This window comes from Cohaesibacter sp. CAU 1516, from assembly GCF_005771485.1.
Taxonomy (GTDB): domain Bacteria; phylum Pseudomonadota; class Alphaproteobacteria; order Rhizobiales; family Cohaesibacteraceae; genus Cohaesibacter; species Cohaesibacter intestini.
On sequence record NZ_VANT01000001.1, the window covers coordinates 859513 to 872569 of the forward strand.

The window sequence follows — 13057 nt, forward strand, 5'->3', positions numbered from 1 at the left end:
GCGGGATTGAACCAATTGGTGAGGGACAATGCCTCCTGGCATGGCTTTGGGGTTGCCCGACGGAGTGCGCAAAGCCAGTGGATATCAGGGTGTTGAGCTAGGTGCTGCCAATTTCGCGCAGTTGACGTAAGTTGCGTTAAATTTCTTTATTTCTTTCCGGTGCTTGTGTAAAGTGGTGCAAAAATATGTGGCGCAGGGTTTGACGGTTTAGAGATGATTGAAGCCCGCAAGTCACTCGGGATGTGAGGGAGGATAAAGATGAGCGTTCTGCAATCGGACATCCGGACGGAAACGGCAGACTATCAGGCCAATCGCGCTGCGATGGAAGAGCTTCTGTCGGATCTGGCGGCCAAGCGGGCGGAGGCGGCGCTGGGTGGCAATGAACGGGCGCGGGAGCGGCATTTGGCACGTGGCAAATTGTTGCCGCGGGACCGGGTCACGCAATTGCTCGATCCGGGCGCTCCGTTCCTGGAATTGTCGCCGCTGGCTGCCAACAACATGTATGATGCCGCCATTCATGGAGCGGGCCTGATCACCGGTATTGGCCGGGTGGCAGGGCGCGAATGCATGATCATTTGCAATGATGCGACCATCAAGGGCGGCACCTATTATCCGATGACCGTCAAAAAGCATTTGCGGGCGCAGGAAGTGGCACAGGAAAACCGCTTGCCTTGTTTGTATCTGGTGGATTCTGGCGGAGCCAACCTGCCGCAGCAGACCGAAGTCTTTCCCGACAAGGAGCATTTTGGTCGGATTTTCTTCAATCAGGCGACCATGTCCTCGATGGGCATTCCGCAGATTGCCGTGGTGATGGGCTCTTGCACCGCCGGTGGTGCCTATGTGCCAGCCATGTCGGATGAAACGATCATCGTCAAGGAGCAGGGGACCATCTTTCTCGCCGGGCCTCCGTTGGTGAAGGCGGCAACCGGGGAAGTGGTCAGTGCCGAAGATCTGGGCGGGGCCGATGTCCATACCAAAATATCCGGTGTTGCGGACCATTATGCGCTGAATGACTCTCATGCGCTGGAAATTGCCCGCTCAGTGGTGGGTAATCTCAATCGCCGCAAGGATGTCGATATCGAATTGCGCGAACCGGTCGAGCCGTTGTTCGATCCTGACGAGTTGAATGGCATCGTGCCTGTCGACTTGAAAAAGCAATATGACATTCGCGAGGTGATTGCCCGTCTGGTGGATGGATCGCGTTTTGATGAGTTCAAGGCCCGTTTCGGCACCACTCTGGTAACCGGCTTTGCCCATATCTATGGCATGCCGGTGGGGATCATCGCCAACAATGGCATTCTCTTCTCCGAGAGTGCTCAGAAGGGCGCGCATTTCATCGAGCTCTGCTGCCAGCGCCGGATCCCCTTGCTGTTTTTGCAAAATATCACCGGCTTCATGGTCGGGCGCGATTATGAAGCAGGCGGCATCGCCAAGGACGGGGCAAAATTGGTGACCGCTGTGGCCTGCGCCCAAGTGCCGAAAGTCACCGTGCTGGTGGGCGGCTCTTATGGGGCGGGCAATTATGGCATGTGTGGTCGAGCCTATAGCCCGCGCTTCCTGTTTAGCTGGCCCAATAGCCGGATTTCGGTGATGGGGGGTGAGCAGGCCGCCAATGTGTTGGCAACCGTCAAGCGCGACAATATCGAAGCGGATGGCGGAGCATGGTCTGAGGAGGAGGAAGCCGCCTTCAAAGATCCAATTCAGCAGCGGTTCGAAGCGGAAGGCCATCCCTATTATGCCACGGCGCGGCTGTGGGATGATGGCATCATCATGCCGTCCGAGACACGCCGGGTGCTGGGGCTGGCTTTCTCGGCTGCGCTCAATGCGCCTGTGCCGGAGACCAAGTTCGGTGTCTTCCGCATGTAATGGCAAGCCGTTTGGGCTTTAAAAGGGGCGAAAGCCCCTTTTTTGCGTTTGTTGCCAGGTTCAGAGGCCGGGAATCCATCCAGCCATCCAGCCGATTGCCGCCACTGCAACCGCTAGGCCGAACAACTTGAACATGCCTCCGCCGCCCTCAGTCTGCACGCCCATCCGCGAAATGGCATGAATGCCACCGGTCAGCATGTAGGCGTCGCAGTCAACAAGGCCTGCCAATTGGCGGGCATAGCCATTGGTCCGGGCGCCGGACGCGCAAAAGAATATTGCGGCAGGAGCGCCTTTGGTGTCGATCGGGCCTTTGAGGCTTGAGAGCGGGTTATGCAGGGCGGAAGGGACCTTCTTGCCCATCAGCTCCATGGATTCGCGCACATCAATCAACACTGCGCCTTCATCAAGGAGCTTTTTGGCTTCATCATGGTTGATCTGTTGGACGATCTGCTTTTTTGCCATTCTGGTTGGATCTTCTTGATAGGGGGCTGAGTAGGTGTCACTGGCCGGTATCTGAGGCGCAGTACAGATCTTTCAGCACTCCGAGCAATTGTTCAGCGTTGGGGTCGGATATGGAATAATAGATGGTCTGGGCGTCGCGACTGCCCTTGATCAATCCATCTTCGCGCATTTTTGCCAGATGTTGGGATAAGGCACTTTGGCTGATATTCAGGGTGTCCGCGAGAGAGTTGACAGACTTGTCCGGTCCGTCAACCAACTGGCACAGAATACGCAAGCGGTTGGCATTGCCCAGTAATTTCAGCAGCCTTGCGACATTGTCCGCTTCATCTGCCAGTGCTTCGATGGTTGGGTCCATGGCCATGATGGTTGAGCCTCAGTTTTGTCCGTCGGTGCCAAGAATCGTGACTTGAAGATGTGGCATCGGTTTGGTGTTGGGCCTCATCCTAATATCATCAGATGTTCCTAATTTAGTATATTCGAATATTTCGTCAAGGAGTATGCGGGTTATCGCCGCATGGCCTTGGGAATTTGGCATCGCGGTTAGATGCCTGGCCGGACAGAGATGCATCTAAATACTGATTGACTTTTACGTCAATTGAGATAATTTTTCGTGAAATAAAATAGAGATTTAATAAGGTCCGGTATGTTGGATGACGCATGAGATCAACCAACATTCTCTGGGGAGGAAATGCAATGATCGACAGTGTGCTGATTGCCAATCGGGGCGAGATTGCTTGTCGCGTGATCAGGACAGCGCGGCAGATGGGGCTTCGAACCATCGCAGTTTATTCCGATGCGGATCGATCGGCACGCCATGTGCGTGCGGCAGATGAGGCCTACCATATCGGCCCCGCTTCTGCGGCGGAGAGCTATCTGGATGCAGCCAAGGTGATTGCCGTTGCAAAGCAAAGCAGGGCGATGGCCATACATCCCGGCTATGGCTTCCTGTCCGAGAATGCCGCCTTTGCCAAGGCCTGTGCAGATGCCGGGATCATCTTTATCGGCCCCGGTCCGAAGGCGATTGAGGCGATGGGGCAGAAGGACCGTGCCAAGGCCTTGATGGAGGCTGCTGGCGTGCCGGTGGTGCCCGGCTATCACGGGGACAATCAGGGCCCGGCCTTCCTGCATGACCAAGCACGTCAGATTGGTTATCCGGTGCTGATCAAGGCGGTTTCGGGTGGCGGCGGCAAGGGCATGCGTCTGGTTGAGCGGGATGAGGACTTTCCCGCCGCGCTGGAATCAGCCCGACGCGAAGGGCAAAATGCCTTTGGTGATCCCAATGTGCTGATTGAACGCTTTGTGAAAAATCCCCGCCATATCGAAATTCAGGTCTTTGCTGACAGCCATGGTCAGGCCGTCCATCTTTATGAGCGCGATTGCTCCTTGCAGCGCCGCCATCAAAAGGTGATCGAAGAAGCCCCCGCGCCCGGTATGACGGCCGCGCTGCGCGAAGCAATGGGGGCGGCGGCCGTTAAGGCGGCTCTGGCGGTTGGCTATCAGGGGGCCGGGACGGTGGAATTCATCGTCGATGGATCCAACGGCCTGAAATCAGATGGCTTTTTCTTCATGGAGATGAATACCCGTTTGCAGGTCGAGCATCCTGTAACCGAGGCAATCACCGGGCAGGATCTTGTGGCCTGGCAGTTTGATATCGCCAATGGAAAGCCTTTGCCGCTGGCCCAGAGCGCCATTCCTCTGGTCGGTCATGCGGTGGAGGCACGGCTTTATGCGGAAGATCCGGAAAATGGCTTCTTACCGTCGACCGGTCGATTACATGCTCTATCCTTTGCTGATGGAGAGGGGGTACGGATCGATTCCGGTGTCGAGGTGGGCGATGACATTTCGCCTTTCTATGATCCGATGATTGCCAAGGTGATTGTGCATGCGGACAATCGCGCGGCGGCGATGGCCAAGCTCGCCTCGGTTTTGCGTCAGAGCGCGGTGGCGGGCCCCAAGACCAACGCGGCTTTTCTGGCTCAACTGGCCAGCCATCCTGACTTTTTGGCAGAGCGATTTGACACCGGCTTCATCGATGCGCGTCTTGATGGGCTGATTGCGCCAGATTATGGCGCACGGCACGTGGTGGCAGCCTCGGCTGTGCGGTACTTCCTTCAGGATCGGGTGGAGAGTCTCGCAGCAGCAAAATCTCTGCGCAGCAACGAAGCATCGTCTCCATGGGACGCGACAGATGGTTTCCAGCTCGGGGCACCTCGTCGCCAAACAATGGCTGTGGTGATTGACGGGGAAGAGCAACTCCAGACGCTGTCCTTCACCAAAGAGGGAATGGAGCTGGACGGCTCGAATGCGCATGCCAGTCCGCATATTTTCCCGGTTTCCGATGGTTTGCTGGTGGTGGTCGATGGCCGGCAGTATCACGCCAAGATGCATGATTATGAGCATGAGGAAGAGGCGGGAAGCAGCCAGATTGGGGCTCCGATGCATGGCAAGGTGACAGCGATCTTTGTCGAAGCAGGGCAGGCCGTTGCAAAAGGCGATCGGCTCTTCATCGTGGAGGCGATGAAGATGGAGCATAGTGTGGTTGCGCCGTTTGACGGGGTGATTGCGGTTGTTGCGGCAAGGGCCGGAGAGCAAGTGGAAGAAGGGTTTGCCGTTGTCCGTTATGAACAGGACGACGCGGCCTGAACAAGCCTGACCGGAATACAACAAAAAAGCAGCCTTTGGCTGCTTTTTTGTTTGCTGGTGCCCGGATCAGTCCAGCTTTGACAAGCTGTTGTCGACCATGGCTTCGATTGTGTCATAGCTGGGTTGCCAGTCAAGCAAATCCTTGGCGCGGTCGGCTTCCATGCGTTGGGACCGGGCAAAGCCCGAGGCCCAGTTGCCATAGCGTTTTTGCGCTTCTTCCAAGGTGATCACATTGGCCTCATAGGGCAGGCCCAGTTTGTTGGCGACCAGTTTGCCAACCTCTTCTGGCGTGGTGCTCTTGATGCCGGTGGCGTTGAGCAGCAGGCCATCGCCGCGATTGTCGAGGGCGCGAACATAGAGGTCGGCCAGATCGTCGGCCTGAATGAAGGGGAAGTGGGTGTCGGTTGCACCGGTGATGGTGATTTTGCCATTTTCCCTCAAGTCTCGGGCATAATCGGCGATCAGGCCGCGACCCGGCGCAACCACCAGGGCCGGGTGAATGACGGTCAACAGCATATTGGGGCTGGCATGCAATTGCTCGATGCTGTCCAGCGTCCAGGCGAACTCCGGCAATGGATCGAGCACATGGCGCTCGGTGATGGGAATCACCGGTTCTTCCGGATAGAGCCAGCAGCCGCCGGTGTAAAGGAAGGGCAGTTTCCTGTCTGCAGGCAGATCTTTTGCCGCGTCGAGTAGACTGGAGATCAGTTTGTGATCGACATCGCCCATGTCATGCTCGAATGTGGCCGCAGCATGGATGATGCCGTCGTGTGCCAGCGCCTCATCGACCCAATGTTCGGGTTCGGTCAGACTGCCGCGCACAGGCGTTGCCCCCATGGCGCTTTGAATGTCGGCGCTGGCATCGGAACGGGCCAAAGTTGTGGGCGTATGTCCTTGCGCAATCAAGGCTTTTACAACAGCGCTGCCTACCAGACCAGTTCCCCCGGTCACAAAAATCTTCATTCAAATCTTCCTTACAAACTCCGCCGGACCACGGTGGGTTTAAGTGAGCCTGACTGCAACTTAGCGCAAAATGTGTATAATTTCATGACCTCTTTTGTTGTTGATGCGACCTTTTCTTTATTGCGGTCAAGGGCCGTGATATGGAGCGGGCATGACAGTGCATATGTTGAAACTTTGTGTCGGCGTCGATTCCGTTGACGATCTTGAGGCCTGGGTCGAGCGGCGGCATCGCCTGCTGGCGGCGCACGGGGAACCGCTTGAACACATTCACACCACGCGGATGAAGCCGAAGCGCCGGGATGAAATTCTTGACGGCGGCTCGCTTTATTGGGTGATCAAAGGCATGATTCTGGCGCGTCAGCCGATCATTGATCTGCGACAGGTGACGGGCGACGATGGCATTTCGCGCTGTCAGATTGTCATGGAGCCGATTTTACATCGCACCGAATCCCAGCCCAAGCGTGCCTTTCAGGGCTGGCGCTATTTGAAAGCCAGTGATGCGCCGCGGGATTTGCGATCCTTGTCGGGCGGTGAAGATTTGCCCGAAGACTTCCGTCGCGAGCTGGCCGAACTTGGGTTGTTGTGAGGCTTTGACCCCTTGTGTCTTTTCCGCATTCACCCCACATCCGATGCTATACTGACAGCGTGAACATGCAGGGAGGCATTATGGCAGGGAGGCATTATGAAGGATAAGCAAGGCGCGAAAGATGGGCGAGACTTGAAGGTCGAGCAGCGGGCGAGGGATGTCGTCCCCGATGCCGACAAGGGACAGGTGGCTGCTTTTCTTGCCAAGACCAAGCTTGTCCGTCAGGCGCATGCTGCCAAGGGCCTGAAGCCAACGAGCGGTCATTTGATCTTTGCGCTTGATGCCACCATGAGTCGTCAACCCACCTGGGATGTGGCCTGTTCCCTGCAAAGTGAGATGTTTTCCGTTGCCTCCCTGCATGGGGGACTGGCAACGCAGTTGGTTTATTTCCGTGGCACGGCGGAATGCAGGGCCAGTCGTTGGACTCGGGAAGCGGCCGATATGGTGCGGTGGATGGAGCGGTTTGACTGCCGTGCAGGCCGGACGCAACTGGGGCGCATCCTGCAGCATGTAAAGACCGAATCCCAAAAGAGCAAAATCAATGCTGTTGTCTATGTGGGCGACAATCTGGAAGAAAACCCCGATGAAATTGTCGGGCTAGCCGGTGATATCGCGCTCAAGGGAATCCCGGTTTTCGTCTTTCAGGAGGGGAGTGATCCGCTGGCCTCTGTGATCTTTCGTGACATTGCCCGACTGACGGGTGGGGCCTATGGTCAGTTTGACAGCCATGCCAAGAACAAGTTGGCAGACTATCTCAAAGGCATTGCAGCCTATGCGGCGACCGGGGGGGATGTGTCTTTGTTGCCGCCGGAGCTGAAAAAGCAGGTTCGGAAACTCAACAGTCCCGATTGATCGCTTTCGGTTGCCAAGCCATATAAGAAGACAAATTTACGCCGCGCGGTGAGTCTCTGGCTCTGCGGCTTCACTTAGATGGATGGATGATGGTTTATCTGCTTGCCGGTCTTTTGCTGTTTGTTGTGGTTGTTGGTCTGGCGCGTTGGGCTGCCTATGCACAGACAGCTGATGTCGTTCAGCTTCTCTATCGGCTTGCAGGCGTGGTTTTGACCCTGTTCGCAGCGTTTCTGCTGTTGCGTCGCCAGTGGGTTCTGGCAATGCCGGTGGCGGTGATGGCGTGGGGGATGCTGATGCGCAAACCGAGCGGAGCGGGGGCTGATCGGGCGACGGGCCGTGGGTCAACGGTGCGCACGGCGGCTCTTGAAATGACGCTGGACCATGATACCGGGATCATCATTGGTCAGGTTCTGGCTGGCCATTTCGAAGGGCGGGATCTTGATGGATTGTCAGAGGCTGAGTTGATCAGCCTCTATGACGAAATCCGGATGGATCGCGAAAGCCGCGATCTACTTGAAGCCTATCTTGACGGCCGGCGTGCCGACTGGCGTGACGCATTCGAGACGGACACGCATGACGGGGAAGGAAGCACGGCGGATTCTGGCCCCATGACCGAGGAGGAAGCCTATCAAATTCTTGGGCTTTCTGCTGATGCCAGTGCGGCGGAAGTTGCTGCTGCTCACAGGCGTTTGATGAAGCGGGTCCACCCTGACCAGGGGGGCTCGACTTTTCTTGCTGCCAAGATCAACGCTGCCAAGGCCGTCTTGATGCGAAAACATGGCTGATCTCCAATTACTCTTTTACTGATGACCAATCTGGGACGGGGAATGATACCCGGATCGGTTACGCACAAACTTTACTCAATGACCACATCGACCAACCGGGTCGTGATCAGGATTTTTTGATCCGGCAGGCGATCGGAGGTTCGTCTGCCGGACCGGTTTAAGGGTTCGTACCGGTCAAGGCTTGAGGGCCAGACAGGCAAATTTCTGTTTCTTCAGGATCTTGCAGGCCGAACGGGCTGCAGACTTGCTTTCGAAACCGGCAAAACGGGCGCGATAGAGGGTGTCGCTGTTTTTCTGAACGGTTTCTGTATGATTGAGTTTGGCCACCAGCAGGCGCTGGTTTTTGGCGCGGGCCTTGGCCAGCAGACGGTTTGCTGCTTCAAGGCTCGGTGTTGCACCGAGCTGAATATGCCAACCGGACGGGCGTGCCTTAACGGGAGCCGCTTCTGGCAGGACCGGGCTGTGGGTCGACAGATCACCAATCGGATCGTTGGCAGCACGTGGCAGGATGGCCAAAGCTGCGGTGGTGACGCGTGGCTTGTGGTTTGTCACTGTGCCAGACGCCGTCTCGATCGCTGACGCATCATCGAGGGTAGGATTGATTCGCGGCAGGGAAGCCAGCTTCTGCTGAGGAGCATAAGAGGCGACCATGTCGGAAGGCTGTTGAGCCGAGGCCAGTACTACATTGCTACCCAAGGTCTTGGCGCGTGGCAATGGAACCTGTTTGGCTAGCTGGATGTAGCTGCGTTTGGTGCCCGCACGCGGCACGACGAGGGCTGTGAGGCGGCGGCCGGACTTCGCTCTCGGCAAATAGCTGGCGATCAGCTTCTTCATGTGAGCATCGCGGCTGCGACCTGTTTTCCCGCCCATGACGACGGCAACGATGTGACGATCACGAGATTTTACGTTGGACACAAGGTTGAAGCCAGAGGCGCGGGTATAGCCCGTCTTGATGCCATCAACACCTTTGACGCGGCCCAGCAGACGGTTATGGTTGCCATAACGCCGCTTGCCATATTTGAAGGCCCGGGTGTTGAAGAATTTATATTGCTTGGGGAAACGGTCCTGCAAGGCACGTCCGAGCAAAGCCATGTCTTTGGCCGTGGTTTTCTGATATTTGTTCGGCAGGCCCGAGGCATTCTTGAAGGTGGTGCGGCTCATGCCGATGGAACGGGCTTTGGCCGTCATCATTTTGGCAAAGTTGGATTCCGTGCCGCCAAGATTTTCTGCGATCGTGGCTGCCACATCGTTGGCGGATTTGGTGACCAGTGCCAGAATGGCATCGCGCACGCGGATCGAGCTGCCGGGACGCAGACCCAGCTTGGATGGCGGGCGCGCGGCGGCATGCTTGGACACCTTGAGGCGGCTGTTGAGGGTGAGGGATCCGTTTTCCAAACGCTCGAACAACATGTAGAGCGTCATCATCTTGGTCAGCGATGCCGGATACCGCAAGGAGTTGGCATTGCGGGAAAACAGAACCTTGCCGCTCTTCACGTCGATGACGTAAGCGGCATATTTCGAATTGGCGACAGCAGGGGTCGCTGCACCCAAGGAGGCAAGGGCCAGAAACAGAGCTGCAAGGCAAGCGATTGCCGGGCGTGACCCTTTTGCACAAAGAAGGGCATTGAACGCTACTCTAAACACGTGACGTCCTTTTAAAAGTTTGTCATACGGCGGCTATGAAGCACGCTTTTTTGGCCAGGATTGGGCGCAATTGCGCCTCGTTCTCATATTGCCTCCAGCCTAGTGACACAGGGTTAGGAAATGGTAAAAAGCAATTGAGCCGAGTGCAATTTGCGAGGCGATTCACGCCCATATGGTTAACCCGCGTTCAGCAAGACTTTGAAAAGATTCACAAAAAAAGCGACTTTCGGACTATTTGGCAATGAGGCTCCTTGCCCTTACAATTGCGGGGAAAGATGCCTACATTATTGATCGGCGAGAGGGGAGCGTTGCGTATCATATTGCATACGTCGTGTTCCCTTTGAATTTTTTTACGACTTGCCAAAGAATACCAGTGCCGGTTTGGGCTGGGCAGGGTTTGGCAAAGAAGGGGTTCGGCCCATTCGGGCGGACAATCTGACGGAGACAGTCTAAGCAATGAGTAAAGATATTCGTCGCCTGGATGAAGATGAAGAGCTTGGGGTGGCCACCAAGGCCAAGCCCAAAACGAAGCGTCCGAATATGTATCGCGTTCTGCTGCTCAATGATGACTTCACGCCGATGGAGTTTGTTGTGCATGTATTGGAGGCCTTCTTCAACAAGGGACGGGAAGACGCGACGCGGATCATGCTCCATGTTCACCATCATGGTGTCGGGGAATGTGGTGTGTTTACCTATGAAGTTGCCGAGACAAAGGTTTCACAGGTTATGGATTTTGCCCAGAAACACCAGCATCCGCTGCAATGCATTATGGAAAAGAAGTGAGGAACGCCTGTGCCATCATTTTCTAACAGCCTTGAAATTGCCCTGCATAAAGCTCTGTCGGTTGCCAATGAGCGATCGCAGGAATATGCCACACTGGAACATCTCCTGCTGGCGTTGATCGAAGATAGTGATGCAGCCGCTGTTATGCGTGCCTGCGGGGTCGATTTGCGTCTGTTGGAAGCCAACCTGCAAGATTATATCGACAATGAATTGTCCAATCTGGTGCTGGAAAAATCACTCGATGCCAAGCCGACGGCTGGATTCCAGCGGGTTATTCAGCGCGCTGTGATCCATGTGCAGTCTTCGGGCCGCGAGGAAGTGACCGGAGCCAATGTGCTTGTGGCTATCTTTGCAGAGCGCGAAAGCCATGCAGCCTACTTCCTGCATGATCAGGACATGACCCGCTATGATGCGGTCAATTATATTTCACACGGCATCTCCAAGGTGCCCGGTATGGCTGATGGGCTTTCGCCGACCGGTGCCGATGAGGATGATGATATCGATTTCGAAGGTGAAGAGGATGAGGGCGGTACCAGCGGTGCCGAAGCGCTCAAGGCCTATGCGGTCAATCTCAACGACAAGGCGCGCGACGGCAAAATCGACGTGCTGGTCGGGCGTGATGCCGAGATCCACCGGACCATTCAGGTGCTTTGCCGCCGTTCAAAGAACAACCCGTTATTTGTTGGTGATCCGGGGGTCGGTAAAACCGCCATTGCGGAAGGGCTGGCCAAGCGGATCGTCGAAGACAAGGTGCCGGACGTCCTTAAAGGCTCGACCATCTTTTCCCTTGATATGGGCACCTTGCTGGCCGGAACCCGTTATCGCGGTGATTTTGAGGAACGCCTGAAGCGCGTCATCAAGGAAATTGAAGAGTATGACGGGGCAATCCTGTTCATTGACGAAATCCATACGGTGATTGGTGCGGGTGCGACCTCTGGCGGGGCTATGGATGCCTCCAACCTGCTCAAGCCTTCGCTCGCTGCGGGCAATCTCAGATGCATGGGGTCTACGACCTACAAGGAATATCGTCAGTTCTTCGAGAAGGACCGCGCCTTGGTGCGTCGTTTCCAGAAGATCGACGTCAATGAGCCATCCATCCCGGATGCCATCGATATTCTCAAAGGCCTGAAGCCCTATTTCGAAGACTATCACAGCGTCAAATTCACCAATGATGCGATCAAGTCGGCGGTGGAATTGTCGGCCCGCTATATTCATGACCGCAAATTGCCGGACAAGGCCATTGATGTGATTGACGAAACCGGGGCAGCGCAGCAACTGATGCCGCAATCCAAGCGCCGCAAAAGCATCAGCGCCAAGGAAGTGGAAGCGACCGTCGCAACAATGGCCCGCATTCCACCCAAAACGGTGTCGAAGGATGACAAGGAAGTTCTGGGCAATCTGGAAACCAATCTTAAGCGGATGGTTTACGGTCAGGATCAGGCGATCGATGCCTTGACGAGCCAGATCAAACTGGCTCGGGCTGGCTTGCGTGAGCCGGAAAAACCCATCGGCAACTATCTGTTCTCCGGTCCAACCGGGGTGGGCAAGACCGAGGTAGCGCGTCAGTTGGCCGACCTGATGGGGGTCGAGCTGCTGCGGTTCGACATGTCGGAATATATGGAACGCCACACAATCTCGCGTCTGATTGGTGCGCCTCCGGGTTATGTCGGCTTTGATCAGGGTGGTTTGTTGACCGATGGGGTGGATCAGCATCCCCATTGCGTTCTGCTGCTCGATGAGGTCGAGAAGGCCCATCCGGATCTCTTCAACATCCTGTTGCAGGTGATGGATCACGGCAAACTGACCGATCACAATGGCAAGCGGGTTGATTTCCGCAATGTCATTCTGATTATGACCACCAATGCCGGGGCGACCGAAATGGACAAACCGGCCATGGGCTTCACCAACAATGCGCGCTCGGGCGATGATGAAGAAGCGATCAACAAGCTCTTCACACCGGAATTTCGCAACCGTTTGGATGCGGTGATTCCTTTTGGTTCCCTGCCGACTGAAGTGGTGCATCAGGTGGTGCGCAAGTTCGTCATGCAGCTTGAAGCGCAGCTTGCCGATCGTGGTGTGACATTCGAGCTGACCGATGCCGCGACCGCATGGCTTGCCAGAAAAGGCTATGATCCGAAGATGGGAGCGCGTCCGTTGGGGCGTGTCATTCAGGAACATATCAAGCGGCCATTGGCCGAGGAGATCCTGTTTGGCAAGCTGACCAAAGGCGGCACCGTCAAGGTCGATATCGATCTCGACAATATGGAGAAACTGTTCCTCACCGTACTCGAAGATGCTCCAGTCAAGCCATCCAAGGCCAAGGAGCAAGAGGATGATCCTCAGGACGAGCCCAAGGCAGAGGATGAGGACGCTGCCAAGGAAAAGGATGCGCCGAAGAAACGCCGTCGCTCCCCTCCGAAAAAAGGCGGCTCCGTGCCAAAAGTTGCCAAGGTCGAGAAGAAATAACACACTA

At 55.9% G+C, this 13057-nt stretch carries 11 protein-coding genes; 7 read left to right on the forward strand and 4 right to left on the reverse strand.

The genetic code is table 11. The features are described from left to right. Positions 1 to 258 precede the first annotated feature (258 nt). The gene (locus FDK21_RS04015) at positions 259 to 1866 is read left to right on the forward strand and encodes a carboxyl transferase domain-containing protein (RefSeq protein ID WP_138147570.1); all 1608 of its coding nucleotides are present in this window, start codon (positions 259 to 261) and stop codon (positions 1864 to 1866) included. Between the two features lie 60 nt (positions 1867 to 1926). Here FDK21_RS04015 and FDK21_RS04020 read toward each other — a convergent pair whose 3' ends face one another. Together FDK21_RS04020 and FDK21_RS04025 are read right to left on the reverse strand one after the other, a co-directional pair. After that, positions 1927 to 2328, reverse strand: a complete 402-nt coding sequence (locus tag FDK21_RS04020; RefSeq protein ID WP_138147571.1) for a rhodanese-like domain-containing protein — start codon at positions 2326 to 2328, stop codon at positions 1927 to 1929. Positions 2329 to 2365: 37 nt separating this feature from the next. Then, positions 2366 to 2689, reverse strand: a complete 324-nt coding sequence (locus FDK21_RS04025; RefSeq protein WP_342635040.1) for a metalloregulator ArsR/SmtB family transcription factor — start codon at positions 2687 to 2689, stop codon at positions 2366 to 2368. A gap of 332 nt (positions 2690 to 3021) precedes the next feature. Between FDK21_RS04025 and FDK21_RS04030 the strand changes: the two genes are divergently transcribed. Further along, on the forward strand, positions 3022 to 4971 hold the full coding sequence (locus FDK21_RS04030) for a biotin carboxylase N-terminal domain-containing protein (protein ID WP_138147572.1): 1950 nt from the start codon (positions 3022 to 3024) through the stop codon (positions 4969 to 4971). Between the two features lie 66 nt (positions 4972 to 5037). Here the strand turns inward: FDK21_RS04030 and FDK21_RS04035 are convergent, their stop codons facing one another. Continuing rightward, positions 5038 to 5934, reverse strand: a complete 897-nt coding sequence (locus FDK21_RS04035) for an NAD-dependent epimerase/dehydratase family protein (protein WP_114009067.1) — start codon at positions 5932 to 5934, stop codon at positions 5038 to 5040. A 151-nt stretch (positions 5935 to 6085) separates the two neighbouring features. On the opposite strand from FDK21_RS04035, the gene FDK21_RS04040 reads away from it, so the two are divergent. The 3 genes from FDK21_RS04040 (at position 6086) to FDK21_RS04050 (ending at position 8157) form a co-directional block, all read left to right on the forward strand. Further along, positions 6086 to 6520 (forward strand): DUF1489 domain-containing protein, encoded by a 435-nt coding sequence (locus tag FDK21_RS04040; protein WP_114009066.1) that lies wholly within the window; start codon positions 6086 to 6088, stop codon positions 6518 to 6520. Positions 6521 to 6616: 96 nt separating this feature from the next. Next, on the forward strand, positions 6617 to 7372 hold the full coding sequence (locus FDK21_RS04045) for a VWA domain-containing protein (protein WP_138147573.1): 756 nt from the start codon (positions 6617 to 6619) through the stop codon (positions 7370 to 7372). Between the two features lie 86 nt (positions 7373 to 7458). Continuing rightward, positions 7459 to 8157 carry a DnaJ domain-containing protein gene (locus FDK21_RS04050; protein WP_210238666.1) on the forward strand — a complete coding sequence of 233 codons (699 nt, stop codon included), beginning with the start codon at positions 7459 to 7461 and terminating at the stop codon, positions 8155 to 8157. 174 nt (positions 8158 to 8331) lie between these two features. On the opposite strand, the gene FDK21_RS04055 is transcribed toward FDK21_RS04050, so the two are convergent. Then, a complete protein-coding gene (locus FDK21_RS04055; protein WP_246657481.1) occupies positions 8332 to 9801 on the reverse strand; it encodes an SPOR domain-containing protein in 1470 nt (489 codons plus the stop codon). 456 nt (positions 9802 to 10257) lie between these two features. Here FDK21_RS04055 and clpS point away from each other — a divergent pair, with 456 nt between their 5' ends. Continuing rightward, complete coding sequence (gene clpS, locus FDK21_RS04060) at positions 10258 to 10584, forward strand: ATP-dependent Clp protease adapter ClpS (protein WP_114009063.1); 327 nt, start codon at positions 10258 to 10260, stop codon at positions 10582 to 10584. A gap of 9 nt (positions 10585 to 10593) precedes the next feature. After that, positions 10594 to 13050 carry an ATP-dependent Clp protease ATP-binding subunit ClpA gene (gene clpA / locus FDK21_RS04065; RefSeq protein ID WP_138147574.1) on the forward strand — a complete coding sequence of 819 codons (2457 nt, stop codon included), beginning with the start codon at positions 10594 to 10596 and terminating at the stop codon, positions 13048 to 13050. Positions 13051 to 13057: the final 7 nt, after the last annotated feature.